The following is a 19129-nucleotide window of genomic DNA, read 5'->3' as shown; positions in this document are numbered from 1 at the left end:
CAAGTGTGCCGATGCCACCTTATCCGGGCATTCCAAGGCGCTACGAAAGGCTCTCATGAAGCTCAGACGTATTTTGCGCGCCGCACGGCCCTTCCTGGGCGTGATTGCGCTCCTGGGCGCCTGGTGGGGTCTCGCTGCCTCACAGCTGTTTGATCCGGTGCTGTTGCCGTCGCCATGGAAAGCTCTTTTGGCTCTGATCGACGGATTTGCCAATCAGAACTTACTTTATGACTTTGAGGTAACGATCTGGCGTACGACGGCGTCGCTTGCGATCGGGTGCCTTATCGCCATTCCGCTCGGTATTATTCTTGGCTCGAATGAGGATATCTATCGTTCGCTCGAATTCGTGGTCGACTTCTTCCGCTCCACGCCCACCTCGGCGATGTTCCCGCTGTTTCTGGTGCTGTTCGGCGTCGGCGACAAGACCAAGATCGCGGTCGCTGCATTTGGCGCGAGTCTCGTCATCCTTTTCAACGTCGCTTACGGGGTCATGAATTCGCGCAAAACGCGTGTGCTCGCCGCGAGGGTAATGGGTGCGTCGAAAGTGCGTGTCCTCTTCGATGTGTACGCCTGGGAGTCGCTTCCTCAGATTTTCGTCGGAATGCGCAATGGTGTGTCGGTATCGCTGGTCATTGTCATCGTCGCGGAAATGTTCATCGGTTCAAGCGACGGCCTTGGGCGCCGACTGATCGACTCGCAAATGAGTTTTGATATGCCGTCCATGTACGCGACCATTTTCGCCGCAGGCGCGCTCGGCTACAGTCTGAATTGGATATTTCTCTCGATCGAAAAGAAATTCGTCCATTGGGGCGGCAAATAACGTCGTAAATCCCTTGCTCAGGAAACCATCTCAAATTCGCCCGGCAGCTCGGCCCTGTCGAAATCCCTTTTATTTGTGTCCAGGTTCTCGAGATTAAAAAATAGGCACTCGTCGTGAACGAAGTGCGGGCCAGCGTGCCAGGTACCGACATGGAGCTTGATCACGCAGTCTCCGGGAATGCGGAAGGCTGAAACGCGATTCAGCTCCGGCTTCGTTCCATCGGCAAAGTCGTTTGGTGGGGCAACGCCGATAAACCACTCCTTCCCGTGTAGGGAGCCAAGGCATTGGCTCGTGCGGCGATGCCGAGCCAAACTCGTGAATACAACCCCGTTTTTTCTAAGGTGCATGATCCACAATCTAGGTGTCCCGTTCGTCAATGTCAGCTTGGGTTCTTCCGGACTAGTCTCTGGATCATAAGGGTTATTCTCGAACTGTCCGGCGGTTCGACGGGCCTCGATAATCTCTCCGAACGGCGCGAACGCGGCCGTTTCGAGAGCTTGAACCTGAATTTTGAACGCGGGACGGACATTCACGACAGTGTTCTCCAACTTGGTCTTCCAAGAAGATCAAAAATGGCTATTCGAGGCAAGACAACAAAGGCCTGCTTGGTCCGAGCTCAATCGACAACGACCAAGGGATAATGTCGACAGTCCTTTGTTACCGACCCCGATTTTGCTCCGCGAGGGCACGAGTCTTGCTCCGTCAAGCACTAATAGCCGAGCCGGAGAGAGTACAGTCGTGACACCGTTGCAGGATGGCCTAAGCTTTGAGCACGTCAGCCAGCGAGTGGAACGTCTGCCACTCGCCGCTGATCGACGGCCGCACGTCACCATCCGCGGGTTGAGCAAGCGTTTCGATAACACAGTCATCTACGACAAGTTTGATCTCGACATTCCACGCGGTGAGCTAATCTCGATATTCGGGCCGAATGGCTGCGGAAAGAGTACGTTGATCAACATTATAGCCGGGCTAATTCCGGCCGACGCCGGCCAGGTCTTATTCGACGGTATGCTGCTCAAAGAGATCAAATTCGGATATGTGTTCCAGAATTACCGGGAAGCGCTATTTCCCTGGCTGACCGCTCTCGACAATATCTGTTATCCACTGAAGATGATGAAGGTACCCAACGACGAGCGGCGTGCCCGAACGGAGAAACTCGTCGCGCGACTTGGAATAAAGTTAAACCTCGGTCTTTTCCCTTATCAGATGTCCGGTGGACAACAGCAGCTCGTTTCGATTATGCGGGCGCTTGTGGTTGAACCGGAAATCCTCTTTTTGGACGAGCCGTTCTCCGCGCTAGATTATGAAATGACGTTGTTCATGCGCGAGCAACTGCAGCGCCTTTTCATGGAAAGCGGCACAACGATGGTCCTGGTGTCGCACGACCTCGAGGAAGCGGTCTATCTCGCCGATCGGGTGCTGCTACTCTCACGATATCCGGCGCGGGTAGCCGACTTCACGCCCGTCGCCGCCCCGCGGCCACGCGGCCTATCGACGCTTTCCGAACCGGAATTTGTGCGCACAAAGGCACACTGCCTGAACGTGTTCCAACGTGAGGTAAGACGCTCATAGACGCAAATTGAAGCGGATATTCAAGGCAATCTGGAGCGAGCTGTGACTATCGCGATCGCGCCGCCGGTGCCGCTCGAAGTGAGTCTTCAGGTATTTCTACGCAGGTCATTCCGATCGTCGGCCGGCGCTTCGTGGGGCGCGACCGATTATAGAATAACTCTTCTATCATCGGCCCTCGCAAATCGAAGGACGTTCGCCGTCAACTGACTGTGAGCCGAGATCCATCGATCATGGTCCGGATGCGTCGGCCTAGACACTCCCCTGCCAACCAGGTCGCCGTCCGTTGGCATCTCATGGAGAACACCAAACACGCCTTCCACCTGGTTCGCAGGTCCGTGTGCAAGGTCCGCGCCGTAGTCGGCTGAGCCATCCTCGTTCTGGAGCCGCGTGATCTCGTTCGAATAAAGCCTTCCCCAGTTCAAACGTAAGCCCATGAGGACTTCGAGTTCGCCGCCCGTGAGAATGGTCATAGAAAAGCTCGTTTAAATGGTTCGGCAAAATGTCGGCTTTCGTGAGTCGCCGAAAAGGGCGACCAGATCGTGAAACTCTTCCAGACTAGCAGCCTCTGCAAATGTTTCTCACGATGCGAGCTTGCGTCTTCACCATCGCAGTTGAAGAAGATGCTCATGTTGGAACCAGAGCGGGACGTATTGCATATTAGCGTTGGCGTACGGCAGTCCAGCGCGCTGAATCTGGCATTCCCCAAATGAACGATGAAAAAGAGCGGCCGCGAAACAGGACATTGCCGAGACCATTGGCCTTTGCGACCCATTGTTGCAGGTTCGACATGTTCTCAGGAATTGGCGGTAGATAGGCGAAATTGTACCGCCAGACGAGACGCACCCACCCCACGATCCATGTCACAACGCCCGTCGTTCGGTAAGCGGTCATCAATGATGAAACAAGGCGTGTGTCGTGGTCGACGGCTTCGCGCGACCATGCGGTAACAAACATCATGACAATGAGGAGTGCTGCGATCCAATGGAGAGCAATGCTTATACGGTCGAAGCTTTCACTTTCGAAGGTCGCGTCGAGGACGGACCCATCAGAAGGTTCAGTCATGCCCGTTTGCTCCAGGTTCTCGTTGCGAAGTTCCTAATGATAGAGACTTGCGCGCCGGCAACTCTATTCCGAGGTCACCTATCCGTGTTCGGGCCATTTATCGTCCAGTGAAACATATTCATCGATCGTGAGCGGAACGCGGAAGCAGCCTAATCAGCGTCGCTTCTCCTCCGACACCGTGATTGATCTCAACGATGATCAAAAGCTACTCCAGCTTGGCCTCGCACAGTTCCGCTATGAGGCCGGACAAAAGCCGCCATGGAGCGACGATCAGATCTTGTTCGGTGTCAGGGGTGGGCGGGCCTTCGCCAATACGGGCACTTGGCCGGTCTCGCCGCCTGTCGGTACGACACTTCGGACGGCTTTGCGGCCGTCGACGAGTTCGATCGGCTCGCCGCGATACCGGCCCAGAGGGGAGCCGGTTTCCCAGACGTAATCATCATCCCCGCCTCAATCGTTCACGAATGCGAGGTCCCTCCTGCGGCCCGAATGAAAGGCCGCACTCTTCGGAAGGCTAATTAGCGAACTGGTTGCAATGATCGCAAGCGAGACCAGAAGTGATCCGCCGACCGTCACAACCGCGCTTTTCGTGGGACTTAGCAATAACGGCACGCCCCCCAGGATCCGCAGCAACCGCCGTAGCCACCGTACCAATAGCCACCGAACCCGTAACCACAGCCGTAGCCGCCGCAACCTCGGCCACCGCCGCAACCTCGGCCACCTCCGCATCCCCCGCCACCTCCGCACCCCCCGCCACCTCGGCAGCCACCGCCACCGCAACCACCTCCGCGGGCTAGCTGCACGCCGGTGCCAACGTTTTCCTTATCGAAGAGATAGAACGTGGCGAGACTAATGTCGGCCATTTCCTCTTCGCTAAGAACGAAGCGCTGATTGGGCGAGGTATTGTCAGAGTGCGGGGTAGCGAAAGTGGGCATCGTGGATGCGGATGCACTATTCGCTAGCGAAAAACTCAGTCCGGCGGCACCCAGCACGGCGGCGGCTTTGGTTGTGCGTTTCTGCTTCGAAGCTTGCTTGACTCGTGACATTGGTCGCATCCTCCATAAAGTTCTTGTGAAATCGCTTGACCAGCGTGCGCTACGCCAGCGTTGGCAACATTCGGATGGTCGTCGTGGTCAGAAGTGCAAATTTGCTCATTGTCGGTCTCCGGTCTCAGCGTTACTCGCGAACGCTGCTATCTGACTGACCGGTCCTCGAGCCTTAACATTCCTTCGAACACGCGAAATCGCGAGATGTTGAGCAGTCGAAATTTGATGCATCTTCGACTTCTTAGGACCGCGATCCTGCTGCGACACCAGCAATGGATCCCCGTCGCCACAAGTGGAGCCGACGCCTTCACTTCTTCCTCCTCGGCCCAATCTCGACTAGGCGCGCAAGGCAGCGCTGACGTTCACCCATCGTCTTTAAGCCACGGCCGAAATTGGCGCGAGCAAAGGACGCGGCCAGCGGCGCGGGCTGGCGGCATAAGCCTTTAGCTCAGCACCGTCTGCGGCCGCACCTGGGGCACATTCATGCTGTCCTTGATGCGGTCGCCATTGCAGCCGGCCAGCGACAGCACGAGAAACAGCATTGCTATGAGGCGCATTTGCGTGATCCCCCAACCGCTTTGAGATCGTGCCCAAAAGAGAACGGTCCCGGTTATTGGGTCGGCCCGGGACCGTCTGCCCGCGAAGTTGGTCTTGCGAGATATAATGGAGGAGGCGGGCAATCTCAGCCTATCAACGAACCGAACGGTTCTATCCTAAAATGATGGACAACATGTGGTGTCCGGGAGCGCCCACCAATGGCCGGGTTCGTGGCGCAGCAACTGGCTGACTGGGACTATTGGGACGCCGCGACGGAATACGCGGCGCTGCGACCGACCGCCGTTCCGGCGTCGATCATCTTGCCGCCAAACTGCGCTGCGTCTGAAATCGCCTTTCGCCGACACCGGGTCGATCGGTTGAATAAGTTCCTTGCCCACTATGGCCCCCGCTCGATTTGTTATTTCGCCGCTATTTCAGACAGCCACTTCGCCACCCGCCGGCATGACGGGGAGCGGCTTCTGGGCAACACCCGATGAGTACTAAGAGCTTCAGCGGCAGGAAGCCGATCACCAGCGACGCGTTGCACGGACGGCGAGAACTTGAGGGAGCAGCACCGATGTCCGTGTTGGGGAAACTACGAGCAGAGAGTTTGGCAATTAACTGTCCCAGCGATCCTTGGCTGGCACCGTTGCACCGTGTCCACGGCAAGGTCGAGTTTGATGGCTTCGAGCGTGTCAGCAGCCAGTCGCTGTTAGATATGCTTGAGGTACCCCAGCGTAACCGCACAGCAGGCACGTTCCGCCGTCTAGCGAAACTGATAGCTGAGCTAGGCTGGACAGCCGTATGCGTGCGGGACCTGACGCGCGGCGGCTACAAGGAACAGGTCCGTGGCTACGTGCCAGGTTTAACTTCCCCACATGCTGCGAGACACGAAGCCTGCACGCTTCGCAACATGCGTGGACGCTAAACGCGCCGCTGACGCTCATGAGCAAGACCTATTTCCGAATGCCAGGTGATTGACGATGGCCTTTCGTGGCTTCCCGATCCGGAGATCGATTGGCGTTCGGTCCCGCATCTCGCGGAGACGCGCTGCTAACTGACAAACAAATCCGTCTGACTTTTCTGCGGCGAAGTTAGCCCTTTAGCCAGCCTTCTATGTCATCGCCCAGACTATCACCTGCCGTTGTCCGGCGGCGACGGCGCGGCGCTGTGGGTCCGGTTCCAGAAAAGTACAAATTAAAAATAGTGCAGCCAAACCGCACATTCATTAATAACAGAAATCTGCGTTTCTAAATGCTCAACGCCAAAAAATAAAAAGGAACAACGATGCTGACCGAAGCTAAAGAGGAACGCAGCACTTCCGAGGGACAGGATCGGAAGCGCCAATCCGTGCGGGACCATGTGAAGGCCAAGGCACGGGGCGATCTGATCATAACGCACAAGGCCGCAATTCTGGACCCTGCCGCACGCGAGAGGTTCGAGCACCTGTTGGCTGCGTGTGAAAAGGACGCCGACGAGATTGCATGCGAGGGTGGTGAGGAAGCTAGCACCGAAGCCTCGGGGACTGAGTATAGCTCGGTAGCGTATGAGGTCGGCTACATTAGAGCCTACATGGAAGCATTGCCGATGCTGATGGCGACAGCATTAGCGCGGTGCGATGCGCTGGAAATTGCCGCGTAATAAATGCCCGCTGCAATGATAATCGAGGAAAAAGACGAGCCCCGCGTCAAATTCGAGCGGCCGCTCAATATCACGGTGACGAGCATCGACGGGACGGGGTGTGAAAAGGGCCACTTGATCCACATTTCCGACTACGAAGCTCTGATCGAGCTTACGGGTCGCGCTTTCGAAAGTAGCGAATTTTTTCTCTTGCTGACTGGCTTCGGCAATCCTGTATTCCGCCGTTGTGAGAGAAGCTGGACACACGGGACCCAAATTGGAGTGAAATTCAAAGGGACCAGCATCGGGATTAACTCTGAGAAGGAGCTTCCAAAACTAACGTCGCGCGAGTTCATCTAACATGCCCGTACAGAACGCCCGAACAAGAAATCACGCTGGCGGTTGCATGTCGCGCTCGGTGAGCCAACGCCCGGCGAGGTTACTCCGGCGGCTGTAGGCCACGTGCCGTAAGCCAGCCCTTTGCTTCGTCCAACGGGTCCATAACCTCTACGATCTTGGCTTGCCCGCACGTCTCGCATTCGAACGTCTGCACCTCAAAGCCAAAACTGTTTGGCGTTGACCGCAATAGGCTCATCGGTTCGTGGCAGGTCGGGCAAGGCGGATGTTCGACGGCGGCCATATCAGAGCTTGGCATCGTGGGACAGACTTTCCCCGGTTACGATGACGCCACAATTCTGAATAAACCCCCGAGGTTCAACCCGAAAATTTCGAGAGCGAGCCGGGAACCAAATGCCTACTTTTGAACTTATGCCCGGTTGGGTTTCGATAGGGGAATAGGTTGAACCAGAACGTTCCGGTGATCCTCGTAATTGAGGACGATGACGCTATTCAAGTTGTGGTTGAAGATGCCCTTAGCGAGGGCGGATTTGAACCCGCTGTCGCCGCATCAGGAGAAGAGGCCGTCACACTCCTAACGGGGATGCAGGGTGCATATCGTGCGCTGGTGACCGACATCCGTTTACGAGGCAAAATTAACGGTTGGGAAGTCGCGCAGAAAGCCCGAGAGATCGACCCCGAATTTCCTATCATCTACATGAGCGGCGCTAACGCAGCAGAATGGTCCTCCAAGGGCGTTCCCAACAGCGTCATGCTGGAGAAGCCGTTCGCCACGGCTCAACTTGTCACTGCCCTCGCAAATTTGCTCAACAGCGGCACGCCGATAGTCCCGGCCTAGCGCATTAGCCGCCCAACGATGGGCTTCGATTTCTTAACAATTCTCTCGGTATTCTTGATGTTGCACCCGCTGCAACCTTTGAAGCGACGAATACGATTTCATCCTAACCGGGATGGCATTGCACAATGACCTATGGTGCCCGAAAGAGTGACCGGGTCGATTTCGAACGGGGCATTCCTGTCTTCATGATGGGAATTGACGGGACGTGGCGCAGGGACTGCCTGATGATCGACGTGTCCCAGACAGGCGCACGCTTACTCGTCGAAAGTTCTCTCGAAGGACTGGACCTCAAGGAATTTTTTCTGCTTCTGTCCTCGACAGGCCTCGCGTATCGCCGCTGCCAATTGGTGCGCGTTGACGGTAACCAGATTGGCGTCGAGTTTCTTGCGCGCGGCAAGTCCGCAAAGAAGGCCAAGCAGCGGTCTCGTGATCAGGCCGATTGACGCCAGATTGATCGCGCGAACACGATGAAATTATTCCACTGTGGGGGCGGATCGGTGCCATGCGCATTCGATCAAACCTGTAGCAAGGTGCAAAGGTAGACCACCCTGCCCGCGCGAAACTTCGCGCACCGGCGTCTCACAGCTAAGCCCGTTTATGCCTCAAACTCGGAAGTGACGGCATTGAAGCACCACTTCCGGTTTTCCCCCAGCAACAGACATTAGGCGACTGCACTGGATTGTCGGTTTTGTGCCAAAACCGGAAATTGCGGGCGCGGGTAGCTCCAAATAAAAACCGGCCACCGGCGGCGCTTAGCGCGACCCGCATCTGTCCGCACCGTAAGGTGTCAGGTCTCGACCTTATGGAGAACAGTAGCGTCGTTCATGATTACGAGGCTGCCATCAAAGCGATCATCGAGCTGCTCGCCTGTGACTAGGCTGTAGCGAATCTTGCCGGGAATTCTCACCACCGAGCCCCTTGATGGCCGGAAGACAATCATGTCCTGCTTTTGAACGACAGTATAACGGCGGCCCATGGAATCTTCGGCAAAGAACCTATCTACTTCCTTTTCTGTTATCACGCCCATCGAGCAGAACTCCACTCTGCACACGTAGGCCGGACGGTATCGGAAATCGCGAACGAAGCGCTTAATCGGAAATCGTAGTTTTATCTTAATTTGAAGATCAAGTGCTCGAATTGGGCCGCGACATAGCACCCCCCGCGGCGTTTGCTGTGCGCCGGTCCGCGCCACTCACTTCCGGTCTCACCCAATTAGCGGACGTTCTCATGGTCATTCGGCACGCGGAAAAGTACCAGAACCTGACCTCGACGTGCCGATCGAATTTTTCAAAGCTTCCGGTCGCGTCGGCGGCACGCCTTCAGCTGCCGCGCGCCAACAACAACCATTGTGCCTGAACTATTGTGCTTGGGGTGCCAACTGCCCTGGGGTCCGCGGCTGCACTCGGGCTTGCGGCGACGGATGCGTTGGTACTGGCTTGGGCGTCTGGCTAGCGGTCGGCCGCGGCGGAGGCACTGATGTTTTTGGTGCCACGCTCCGTTCGGAAGTGTTGGAAATGAGGCGTGTCATTTGCTCCTGGCCCGCCCTAAGTTGCTCAACGACCTTTGCATTGTTGCTGGCCATTTGTTCCTGGCCCGCCTTGAGCTGCTCGACCCCTTGCTCCACATTCGTGAGAATGCGCGTCATCTCCTTGAACAACTGTGCCAGCTCGGAAGACGTCGGGGCAAGCGCCGGCGCGCTGTCTTGCGCGGTGACCGGTGCCGAGGGTACCACTTGCGAAGGTGCTGCCTCCGCCGCGGCCAGCTGAACTGTAGAGGGCCTCGGCTGCGCTGGAAGCCCCGAATTTTCCAGCTGAGTTGACGTGAGATACGGCGCCCACCGTGAAATGATCGGTTTGGCCGCATCGCCATAAGACGACTGGGAAACGAAGGCAGCACCACCGATGCACGCCGCCAACAGCAAGCCGATGAGACCACGTAGCGCCGAGCTGCCGCGCGACGCCGTCCGGCCCGGCACAGCCGAAGGATGGCGCGGGGCAGCCTGCTCCATCCTTGAAAGCTGTTCAGTTACACGCGCAAGCTGCTCATCCGCCTGCGCGATCTGTTCATACGCGTGCGCGAGCCGTGCATCCGCGCGCGCGATCAAGACATCATTGGCTTCAGCTTCTTTGAGGTTCGGCGTAGAATTCATTGGCGCTCCCTTCCCGTCGAATGTCGCCCGATGTGGGACGGCCGGATTTCCAACGTCGATGAACCAAACACTGAATGCAGTTTTGACCAAAACATGGCCGCACGATGGAGAGTGTGAGACCGCACGGAAGAGGGAACTTAGGAACCGGTTTAACACCAGCGCGAAAGAATGCGCGTCGCTGATATTCTCGAAGTGAGAGAAGGAAGGGCGTTGAAGGTACCACTCAACGGAAGTGCGTTGGCTCTTGAACGCCCGGAACCACGTCTTGAGACAAACAGCCCCGTCTTGCCTTCAACCGGACGCCTTGAGCGGGACTTGCGAGCTTGCGCGAACGCTTAGGTCGCCCATGGGTCATTCGCGTCGTCTTGACCATGGGCCAGCCACTTCCAGTCTGCCCCTCCTATGAACAGACATCGACAGCACCGGTCGGCATGTCTCGAAGGTGCCAACAAGCGACATCGTCGGTAACATTACTTCTGTAGCGGCTCATCCGCGGGATCGACAAAAATTGTCTTCGAAGGTCCCTCAAATTGAAGTTGAACGATGGCTTCATCATCCAACGTCCATACGAAATGCGCTTGGCCGGCGGGTACGATAGCGAATGTGCCGACCTTTCCAATTTCGGGATTAGAGGCGTCAAATTTTTCGCCCTCGCCGTAGTATACCTTACCGCTCAGGATCGTAGTGTATTCCGCATAAGGGTGCCTGTGCGGCGGCGTCTGTCGGTTTGGTGGAAACTTGAATCGCAAAACCACCGTCCCGGCTTTGGTAGGATCGCGGAGTAGCAACGCCGCCTTCCCTCCCGCTACGAGGGGAACGTCGAACCATTTCAATTCGTCTTCGTGAACGGAATAGGAGTTGACTGTAGGTGGCGAATTATTTGTCACAGAGTTTCCATTCAAATCACACAAATTGCTCAATGTAGTGTCTCAAAAGTGCCACAAGGCGACATTCGTCGGCCTCGTTTAAGCCGCCGCAGAAACCAAGCTTTCAGGGCGAAGCTGCGTATAGCTCCATTGGTTCAAGGAGCCCCTTGAGTGCGTGTCTTCCCCGCTCTTCGAAGTGAAGACCGGAGCCTGCGACAAGGTCCTTCACGGTGCGCGATACCAAGGTCTCGCCCGCGCCTGCGAGCGCGGAGACGCGTGAAGCAATGTGGACGGCAATGCCTTGAACGTCGTTGCCCGTTATCTCGATCTCACCGGTGTGAAGGCCGCAACGAATTTGAATCTCCAGTGGACGGATAGCCTCGGTAATCGCACGGGCGCAACGGATGGCGCGTGCAGGGCCGTCGAACGTGGCCAGAAATCCATCGCCGAGCGACTTGACCTCGCTGCCACGGTATCGTGCGAGTTCCCGCCGTACGCTCGCGTGATGGGCATCGAGCAAATCGCGCCAGCGCCGGTCGCCGATCTGCTCGGCGCGCGCGGTCGACCCCACAATGTCTGTGAACAGAACGGTTGCCAGCACGCGCTCGCTCTCCGGCGCCGAGACCGATCCCGTGAGGAACTCCTCGACGTAATCGCCGATCTGCTCGTGAAGGAAAAACAGATGATCCTGTCCGGGTAACTCGACCAACCGAGCACCTGGAATGCTTTGTGCGAGGAAACGTCCAGTCTCCAGGGGGATGAGCGCGTCATCCTTGCAGTGAATCACCAAGGTCGGTACGCGTATCGACGAAACGATATCACTGACGTCCGTTTCGGCGCACATCCGCAGCACCGCCGTCACGCCTGCCGGGCTCGCGCCCAGGCGCTCGAAACGGCCCCACCAATGCAGCATGGCTGGATCGGTCTGGCGCGATGGGGCAAATGCCGCCAAGCTAAGGCCGTTCCCCCAGGCCCGATCGATATACTTGAAGAGTGGCTCGAGAACCTCGGCGGGGACAGGGAAGCGCGCCCAGGCGCCGTAGAGCACAGCCTGTTGGCAGCGCTGGGGATAGGTCGCGGCAAACAGGGCCGCCAGCGCGCCGCCCTCCGACACGCCCAGAACGGCCGCACGTTCACTGCCCGCCGCGTCCATGACGGCACGGACATCGTCCATGCGCAGATCCAGCGACGGCACCGCCGCGACTGGATCCGAAAGGCCCGTCCCGCGCTTGTCGAACATGATCACACGCGCGAAGCTTCCCAGCCGAAGCAGCCATCGCGCCAGATCAGGATGCTCCCAGTAATTCTCGAGGTGGGATATGAAGCCGGGCACGAAGACCAGGTCGTTGGGTCCACTTCCAAAGACCTGGTAGGCGATGTGGACGTTCCCACTCTTGGCGTAGCGCGTTATCGGCACGACCATCACGCCCTCCAATGCTCCGGGGGCAACTGGTCCGCCAACTTTAGCGCAAGGCGGCTCCAGTGAGAAGGAGCGACGCGATGTCCGCCTAGGATCTATCGCGTCATTTTGACGTTGGGCTTGCCACTTCCGGTCTACCCCGATCAACGGACTTCGACGCAACAACCCGGCTGGTCCGTTTCGTGCCCAAAGATGGGGTAATCGGCCGGCCCAGCTTGTGGATAGCTGAAGATTTTGGGTGCTGCGCTTCAGGCTGATGGTGAAACGAGGTCCGTGGTAACGGCCTCAAGCATCAGAAGGAGAAGCGCAGCATGGACCATTTTGCTGGATTGGACGTATCGGTCAAGGAGACAAGTGTCTGCATTGTGGATGACACAGGCAGGATCGCGAAGGAATTAAGGGTAGCAAGCGAGCCAGACGCTCTGCTGCGGGTTCTGGGGAACCCGGCCTACCGTTTCAAGCGGATCGGATTGGAGGCTGGGCCGCTGTCGCAATGGCTTTTCGGTGCGCTTGCCGAAGCAGGCTTGCCTGTCATCTGTGTCGAGACGCGGCACATGCGGGCGGTTCTGAAGGCGCAGATCAACAAGACGGATCGCAACGATGCGCGCGGTATGGCCCAGATGATGCGGGCGGGGCTTTATCGCCCGGTGCATGTGAAGACGCTACGCAGTCAGAAACTGCGAATGCTGTTGACCCATCGCAAACTGCTGCAGTCCAAGGCCATCGCCGTCGATAACGACCTGCGAGGGACTTTGCGCAACTTCGGCCTCAAGGTGGGCGTGGTAGGAACGGTGAAGTTCGAGGCGCGCATCAAGGAGCTTGTCGAAAGCTTCCCGGATCTTGCTGAGTTAGTCGAACCGCTGCTGATTGTCCGGCGGACGCTTCGTGAGCAGATCGGCATTCTTCATCGTCGCTTGCTGGCTATCGTTCGGAATGATGATGTGTGCCGGCGCCTGATGACCATCCCGGGTGTTGGTCCCGTTGTGGCGCTGACCTATCGCGCGACTGTCGACGTGCCCGCCCGCTTCCGAAACTCCAAGGCGGTGGGGGCGGTGTTTGGGCTCACGCCTTCCAGGTATCAATCAGGCGAGATTGACCGACCCGGCGCCATATCAAGGTGCGGCGACGAGATGATGCGGGCAATGCTCTACGAAGCGGCTCATATCATGCTGGTGCGTTTGGCGAAGTGGTCCTGGCTCAAGGCCTGGGCCATGAAGATCGCCAGGCACCGCGGGATGAAGAAGGCGATCGTGGCGCTGGCGCGCCGGTTGGCGGTGATCATGCACCGCATCTGGGTTGACGGTACCGAGTTCCGATGGAGCCGGGAAGTTACAGCGGCGTGAGGACTAGCAGGATTAAACGCGATAGGAGGACACTCGAGTTCCACCGAGCGGTGGAATGATGTCCCTCACGGGACGATGGATGAGGTGAGTTCGTGTGTCCGCTTGGACCCACTGTCTGTAAGACGGCAAGGCCGCCCCAAAGATTGTTCCGCCTCGTCTTCGAATCCCATACTGGAAGGGCCTTGGTGCCGATTCCGAAGAGAAGCACGAGCCCGTGGGCGACACCAACACCGCAAACATGGATAGTCTGAAAGTGCTTGACCCCTAACGGCCGATTAGAGAATTCGGACATCAGCGTTATTCTACTCAGAGTTTGCCCCGAACATTTACGATTCAATTACCTAGCGCCGCGACTCGGAGATAGTGTGGACGGATCTGTTAACGCTCTAGGAGGCGCTTTTCAGCAATACAACTTATAGGAATCATATTGAAGGTAGGTGGAGTAGATGCACCCTCGATGGTTGATTGGCATCGCGCTGCCCTTCTTGTTGTTCGCTTTTGTCCAACAAGACGCCCTGAAATTTGTCTTCGGCGCCCCTTGGAGTTTCACAAAATCGGTCGAGGTGAAGAAGGCCGGACAGGATGGCGGCTATTATTACCGATTTAAGGCCAGCTATATTTACAAAGGCGAGCCGCTCGATTTCGACATCGTGGTCGGCTGCAATGTCAGCGTCACGACCTACAAGGATAACGACCGAACCGTCGAGGTCGTCCTCGTGCCAACGATCTTCGGGCTCAAGACAAAAGATGATCACGGTGTGGCGGTACACTTGCCTCAGGCCTGTCACGGCGAGACCACGCAGAACGGCAGAGTTCCCAAAACATTGCTACCGCTCGTGGTCACCTACCAAACTGCCGACGAGCCTTGGTCTGGCGTCGCATATGCATCGGAGGATGCGTACGATAGCCCGCGTTCCGAGTTGAAATTCCTCGGTGCCACAATTAACCGAGCGACGAGCGAGGAATGGCAAGCTTGGCGTGAGACCGGGGCGAAGAAGAATTTCATCACTTACGCGCTATTGGGCATCAACCCAAGAAACATGTGGGATTTCCCAAAGTGGAAGCCGGGTTATCGAGTGATGGCCTCTCAGTGTCGTAGCGCGTCCAGAGTGAGGGTCCCCGAGCCTGTACGCGAACTAGCCCGCCAGTTCTGGCCTGATGACAAACCATCCTATTGGTTTCCGAGTTCGCCCATGCGCAGCGCGCTATGGAGTATGGCTTATGACAAAAAAAATCAAAACCCTCTCCTTTTTGAGGGAAATCGCTTCAAAGACTACTATGCTGTCTTTGGCGGAGATAATGGATTGGCTCGCCGCGAACCCGGCGCGGAAATCTTTTTCAATCGCAACGTCGAGGGTGATGTTTATCCTGCCCGATCCGATCTCTCGATCAACCGATTAGAGCCCAGTGGCGAACTCTCAGCGGAAATGAAAGCGAAGGAAAGGTTGGACTACTCCGCAGTTGAGATTCAACCGGGGCTGCGAGGCTTCGCTTTCTGTGACACCTCAGTAATCTCAATCGGCGGCGTGCCAAAGTGGCCTAACCAATATCGATACGCAAATCGGATTAACGGCCAGCAGATCAGTGAAACGCTTATGGAGCAGGGCACCAACTACGATATCGCGTTCGAGCGCGACGAATACATCCTATTCTTTCGAACGTACGAACTTGCCAGCGGCTTCGCAAAGCTGTGAGAGAGCCGACCTGGGTTTTTAGCGGTCGTACTAGCCCGCCGTCCGTGGCCATATGTCTGCAATGGGTCATTCGCGTCGTTTCCGCGAGGTCCGCTGTGAGTCCGCTTTACTCCCACGAACCGACATCGTCAGCTGGATTGGGCACGTCGCCAGAGTGCCAATCTGGGAAGCAGCGTTGTTTATTCGATCACGCGGGGGCGAGAGTCGCAGGGCGAGGTTTTTCGACCCCTAGGGCAACCTTCGCATAGACCAGAGGATAGCGTTCGAGAGGAGTCGCTGGTAGCGGGGGTCCTGCCAGACCGACGCTTCGTGGCCGAGCGCCGTATAGAATACCCGCCCCTGGCCGTAAGATCGGGTCCAGGTGAGAGGCCAACCATAGAACCGTTGATGCACACCGGTCTTGCTAAGCTCCACCGAGCTATGGTCAAGGCGCAAGAGCACGTGTGATCCCCGATAATCGAAGTCGCTAATCTGGTAGATTTCATCCTCGATTTGCAACAAATTCCCGAGAAACGCCACCAGTGGATCGCCAGGATCAACCACCTCGATAGTCACGGCCTGACGCCAAGGATGACCGTTGAAGTAGCCGCCGACCAGATCAAGATAGTCCGGCCATGTGTAGAAAGTGTCGGCAGCCGAATGAACACCGAGGAACCCACGGCCCGAGCGCACAAAGTTGAGAAGAGCTTTCTTTTGAGCGCCGCTCATCGGAAGTTCTCCGGTTGTGTAGAACATCACCGCGGCATAGCGCTCGAGGTTTTCGGTCGAAAATTCAGACGTGTCTTCAGTTGCAGTGACTTCAAATACACCGGAATTACTTCCAAGCTGGGTCAGGATTGCCTTGGAAAGCGGTATAACGTCATGCCGGTAGCCGGCCGAGTACGTGAAATAGAGCATCCGCTCTAGCGGGCGCTCTGCACGCGCGCAGAGCGGTCGGATTGCCGCCGCGCTGCCGAGGAGCGCGATGAACTCGCGTCGCTTCATGCCCGACTCCAAGCCCAGGAGACGACATCTTAACAGTTTAAGCCATGACTGTGTTAGCAGCGGAAACCCGCATCGAGACCCCGCCATTGAGTACGGCCAACGTCTCAGATGGGGCAATCGCGTTGGTTTAACGCGCCGACCGCTACTTCCGCTTCACCCCAATGGACATCGCTACAGGAAACCGGCTGGTCCGTTTCGTGCGAACAACGGACGTCACCGAGCGACATAGCGCGGGCGTCCTCGATGGTCGCCCGAATTTTCTATTGCTCGGGACTACACCTGAAACCGCGTGCGCTATCAGCGCTAACCCTCATGTCCCAAACCAAACTATCGTGCAATAATGGGATCGCGTTCAACAGCTGGACGAACGAAGGACCGGCCATGATAGAGGCGCTCCTCGCTGCACCGCTAAGGCGCGCGGCTATGATTATCATCTTATCCGTTCTGGTGACAGCTCCAGCAGGGCGCGATGCGCTAGCGGAAGAGTACCCTTCGCGGACCGTCTCGCTGGTGGTCGCGTATCCCGCCGGGGGTGGCGTTGACACCGTCGGTCGGGTAATCGCGCAGAAGCTCACCGAGGCGCTTGGTCAGCAGGTGGTGGTCGTCAATCGTCCGGGCGGTGGCTCGGTGATCGGCACGCGCGATGTCGCGAGGGCGCGGCCTGATGGCTACACGCTGCTTCTCATGGTCACTGGGGCCGCCCTTGCGGCCAATCCGGGCTACGACATTGAAAAGGACTTCGAGGCGATCAGTTTGATCGCCTTGGTTCCGGTCGTAATCATGTCCAATCCATCGGTCCCGGCAAAGTCATTGGCCGAGGTCATCGCGCTTGCGAAGCGAGAAGGTGCGAAGCTTACGGTCGGCACGCCACCGTCACCGACGTTGAATTACTTCGGCGCCGAGCAATTCAAGGCCATGACAGGCACGGACATAACGATCGTCACCTACAAGGGGACCGGACCGCTAACCAACGATCTCGTGGGCGGCCATGTGATGCTCGCCTTCAACACGCTGCCGCCGGCGATCGGCAATATCCAGTCCGGCGCGCTGCGCGCGATTGCCGTTGGGTCGCCCTCACGCGTGGCCGCGATCCCCGATGTTCCGACCCTTGCCGAGTCCGGCCTGCCGGACCTCGAGATCGTCCAGTACTACGGACTGGTCGCTCCGGCCACCACGCCGCAGCCGATCATCGAGCGGTTGAACACAGAGCTACGCAAGATCTTGACGTCGGAAGACGTGAAGAAGCGCTTAATTGATGCGGGCGGCGATCCGATCCCCAGCACGCCGGCGGAATACGCGCGGAATATCCAGCGCGAAGAAAAAAAATGGCAGGCGGTGATCAAAACGCTTGGGCTCGTGGTCAACTGAAAGTCTTTTTCGTCACCGACCGCTTCGGATCATTTGCAGAAATCAGCGAGCGCCGCACGCATGTCCGCTTCGATCCCGAGAGCAGACATCCCCGAGCTTCTCGAACATGTCTGCTAAGTGCCGATAGTGTTGCAAAAGTCGTTTTGCAGGAAATGCAAAATTTCTCAGGGCCGCTGGCGCGTTATTCGTGTAATGATCTGAGGGACCTCGTCGCCTTGCGACAAATTCGTCGGCGACTTCGGCAGCGCGACTGAGACTATGCGAATCATCGACCTCTTTGCGCTTCAGGTTTTCGCCAAAAATTTGGACCGCTGCAACTTTCGACTTTTGCAACACTATCTGCCAGAAGCGGACTCTTGCACCTCAGCGAGCCGCTATTCGATCAGTTCGTCAGCCAGCGTCTGCAAAGTGGGCGGCATAGTTAAGCCGAGCGTCTTGGCGGTCTTAACGTTGATAACAAGTTCGTATTTTGACGGCTGCAATATCGGTAGGTCGGACGGCTTTGCCCCCCTCAGTATTTTTCCGACGTAGGCGCCGCATTGCTGATATCCGTCACTCTCAACTGGGGCGTTGATCGGTTGGGAGTGGTTGCAGCGCGAGGCGCACATCTTCATCCGCTTTGTCGCCGAGCACTATCGCCCGCCGAACCGGCCAAACCATGTCTACGTTATCAACTACAAAACGAGCACCGGGTCTTGGGAACCGCTGTTCAACGCCCAGGGCAAGGCGCTCTACCCGCTATTGATGGCCGAACTCGACGCCATCAAGAAGCTTCGTCCAACCGGCGGCCTGATGTTGCGACGGGACGGCAGCAGCCTGCCCTGGTTTGGCAAGGGCGAGATCCTGACGCAGGTCCAGCGGATTTCGAAGAAGATAATCTTGGCCGCGGGTTTGCGGCCCGAACTGACCTTCACCTCGTTCGGTCGCCACGGCGGCACAACTGAAGCGAGCGCATCCGGATTGACTGAGACTCAGTTGATGCAGAAGGGCCAGTGGTCGTCGACGGCGGCCATGGCGCATTATCTCCATGACGATGACGAGGCCAAGCAGGAGGCGCAAATGAAACGTATCAAGCGCCGCGCAAGGCAAGCCAAGCAGGCGAAGATAAAGTGAACATTTGTCAGAATGAGAACGCGCGGCTTGTCAGAATGGAAACTTCTTGACAGCTCAAGTCCTTAAAAAGATTGGAGCGGGTGAAGGGAATCGAACCCTCGTATTCAGCTTGGAAGGCTGCTGCTCTACCATTGAGCTACACCCGCGCTTTGGACCGATCCCCTAACACGCTCCGGGCCCGGTCTCAACCACCAACGCACCCTTAACAGGCCGGATTCAACGGCCTATATTAATGTCTCCATCAACAACGAAAGGAGGTGATCCAGTGTCTTATACCAAGCGCTGTCACCTCGCTGGGATCGCCCGCTAAGCACGTCTGCTTGGCCAAGGGCGTTTCTCA

20 protein-coding genes and 1 tRNA gene are annotated in these 19129 nt (G+C 57.2%); 12 read left to right on the top strand and 9 right to left on the bottom strand.

All coding sequences use genetic code 11. The features are described 5' to 3' along the window. Positions 1 to 55 precede the first annotated feature (55 nt). A complete protein-coding gene (locus tag BUA38_RS27815; protein WP_072823001.1) occupies positions 56 to 820 on the top strand; it encodes an ABC transporter permease in 765 nt (254 codons plus the stop codon). Between the two features lie 17 nt (positions 821 to 837). Here BUA38_RS27815 and BUA38_RS27810 read toward each other — a convergent pair whose 3' ends face one another. Continuing rightward, positions 838 to 1353, bottom strand: a complete 516-nt coding sequence (locus BUA38_RS27810) for an ureidoglycolate lyase (RefSeq protein WP_072826485.1) — start codon at positions 1351 to 1353, stop codon at positions 838 to 840. A gap of 205 nt (positions 1354 to 1558) precedes the next feature. Here BUA38_RS27810 and BUA38_RS27805 point away from each other — a divergent pair, with 205 nt between their 5' ends. Next, entirely contained in the window at positions 1559 to 2392 is an 834-nt protein-coding gene (locus BUA38_RS27805) for an ABC transporter ATP-binding protein (RefSeq protein ID WP_244553067.1), read from the top strand. Positions 2393 to 3049: 657 nt separating this feature from the next. On the opposite strand, the gene BUA38_RS27795 is transcribed toward BUA38_RS27805, so the two are convergent. Next, positions 3050 to 3454, bottom strand: coding sequence for a cytochrome b/b6 domain-containing protein (locus tag BUA38_RS27795; RefSeq protein WP_156898761.1), 405 nt, complete (start codon positions 3452 to 3454; stop codon positions 3050 to 3052). A 1801-nt stretch (positions 3455 to 5255) separates the two neighbouring features. On the opposite strand from BUA38_RS27795, the gene BUA38_RS27775 reads away from it, so the two are divergent. The 5 genes from BUA38_RS27775 to BUA38_RS27745 all read left to right on the top strand — a co-directional run bounded on the left by BUA38_RS27775 (position 5256) and on the right by BUA38_RS27745 (position 8295). Then, positions 5256 to 5534, top strand: a complete 279-nt coding sequence (locus tag BUA38_RS27775) for a hypothetical protein (protein ID WP_072822987.1) — start codon at positions 5256 to 5258, stop codon at positions 5532 to 5534. Between the two features lie 790 nt (positions 5535 to 6324). Next, positions 6325 to 6678, top strand: a complete 354-nt coding sequence (locus tag BUA38_RS27765) for a hypothetical protein (RefSeq protein WP_072822983.1) — start codon at positions 6325 to 6327, stop codon at positions 6676 to 6678. A 3-nt stretch (positions 6679 to 6681) separates the two neighbouring features. Then, a complete protein-coding gene (locus BUA38_RS27760; RefSeq protein WP_072822981.1) occupies positions 6682 to 7017 on the top strand; it encodes a hypothetical protein in 336 nt (111 codons plus the stop codon). Between the two features lie 439 nt (positions 7018 to 7456). Beyond that, the gene (locus tag BUA38_RS27750) at positions 7457 to 7852 is read left to right on the top strand and encodes a response regulator (protein ID WP_072822977.1); all 396 of its coding nucleotides are present in this window, start codon (positions 7457 to 7459) and stop codon (positions 7850 to 7852) included. A gap of 125 nt (positions 7853 to 7977) precedes the next feature. Beyond that, the gene (locus tag BUA38_RS27745; RefSeq protein ID WP_072822975.1) at positions 7978 to 8295 is read left to right on the top strand and encodes a PilZ domain-containing protein; all 318 of its coding nucleotides are present in this window, start codon (positions 7978 to 7980) and stop codon (positions 8293 to 8295) included. Positions 8296 to 8639: 344 nt separating this feature from the next. Here the strand turns inward: BUA38_RS27745 and BUA38_RS27740 are convergent, their stop codons facing one another. The 4 genes from BUA38_RS27740 to BUA38_RS27725 all read right to left on the bottom strand — a co-directional run bounded on the left by BUA38_RS27740 (position 8640) and on the right by BUA38_RS27725 (position 12290). Continuing rightward, entirely contained in the window at positions 8640 to 8879 is a 240-nt protein-coding gene (locus BUA38_RS27740; protein WP_072822973.1) for a hypothetical protein, read from the bottom strand. A 330-nt stretch (positions 8880 to 9209) separates the two neighbouring features. Then, positions 9210 to 10001, bottom strand: a complete 792-nt coding sequence (locus BUA38_RS27735) for a hypothetical protein (protein ID WP_072822971.1) — start codon at positions 9999 to 10001, stop codon at positions 9210 to 9212. Between the two features lie 470 nt (positions 10002 to 10471). Further along, complete coding sequence (locus BUA38_RS27730; protein ID WP_425304930.1) at positions 10472 to 10888, bottom strand: cupin domain-containing protein; 417 nt, start codon at positions 10886 to 10888, stop codon at positions 10472 to 10474. 103 nt (positions 10889 to 10991) lie between these two features. Continuing rightward, positions 10992 to 12290, bottom strand: coding sequence for an adenylate/guanylate cyclase domain-containing protein (locus tag BUA38_RS27725; RefSeq protein WP_072822967.1), 1299 nt, complete (start codon positions 12288 to 12290; stop codon positions 10992 to 10994). Between the two features lie 308 nt (positions 12291 to 12598). On the opposite strand from BUA38_RS27725, the gene BUA38_RS27720 reads away from it, so the two are divergent. Both BUA38_RS27720 and BUA38_RS27715 read left to right on the top strand, forming a co-directional pair. Beyond that, the gene (locus tag BUA38_RS27720) at positions 12599 to 13630 is read left to right on the top strand and encodes an IS110 family transposase (protein WP_072821219.1); all 1032 of its coding nucleotides are present in this window, start codon (positions 12599 to 12601) and stop codon (positions 13628 to 13630) included. A gap of 446 nt (positions 13631 to 14076) precedes the next feature. Further along, on the top strand, positions 14077 to 15324 hold the full coding sequence (locus BUA38_RS27715; RefSeq protein WP_072822965.1) for a hypothetical protein: 1248 nt from the start codon (positions 14077 to 14079) through the stop codon (positions 15322 to 15324). 228 nt (positions 15325 to 15552) lie between these two features. On the opposite strand, the gene BUA38_RS27710 is transcribed toward BUA38_RS27715, so the two are convergent. Beyond that, positions 15553 to 16308 carry a ThuA domain-containing protein gene (locus BUA38_RS27710; protein ID WP_072822964.1) on the bottom strand — a complete coding sequence of 252 codons (756 nt, stop codon included), beginning with the start codon at positions 16306 to 16308 and terminating at the stop codon, positions 15553 to 15555. Positions 16309 to 16620: 312 nt separating this feature from the next. On the opposite strand from BUA38_RS27710, the gene BUA38_RS27705 reads away from it, so the two are divergent. After that, entirely contained in the window at positions 16621 to 17676 is a 1056-nt protein-coding gene (locus tag BUA38_RS27705) for a Bug family tripartite tricarboxylate transporter substrate binding protein (protein WP_172806100.1), read from the top strand. Continuing rightward, positions 17634 to 17930 (top strand): hypothetical protein, encoded by a 297-nt coding sequence (locus BUA38_RS37150; protein ID WP_156898759.1) that lies wholly within the window; start codon positions 17634 to 17636, stop codon positions 17928 to 17930. The genes BUA38_RS27705 and BUA38_RS37150 overlap by 43 nt, the downstream gene beginning before the upstream one ends. A 120-nt stretch (positions 17931 to 18050) precedes the next feature. Here BUA38_RS37150 and BUA38_RS38845 read toward each other — a convergent pair whose 3' ends face one another. Beyond that, positions 18051 to 18284, bottom strand: a complete 234-nt coding sequence (locus BUA38_RS38845; protein WP_425304988.1) for an ABC transporter substrate binding protein — start codon at positions 18282 to 18284, stop codon at positions 18051 to 18053. Here BUA38_RS38845 and BUA38_RS27695 point away from each other — a divergent pair. Then, positions 18265 to 18789 carry a hypothetical protein gene (locus tag BUA38_RS27695; RefSeq protein WP_244553066.1) on the top strand — a complete coding sequence of 175 codons (525 nt, stop codon included), beginning with the start codon at positions 18265 to 18267 and terminating at the stop codon, positions 18787 to 18789. The genes BUA38_RS38845 and BUA38_RS27695 overlap by 20 nt on opposite strands. 72 nt (positions 18790 to 18861) lie before the next feature. Here BUA38_RS27695 and BUA38_RS27690 read toward each other — a convergent pair. Next, a tRNA-Gly gene (locus tag BUA38_RS27690) sits at positions 18862 to 18935 on the bottom strand. Between the last annotated feature and the right edge of the window lie 194 nt (positions 18936 to 19129).

The organism is Bradyrhizobium erythrophlei, assembly GCF_900142985.1.
Lineage (GTDB): Bacteria > Pseudomonadota > Alphaproteobacteria > Rhizobiales > Xanthobacteraceae > Bradyrhizobium > Bradyrhizobium erythrophlei_B.
Note: the sequence above shows the minus strand (reverse complement) of the source record. Positions and strands in the feature narration are given on the sequence as shown.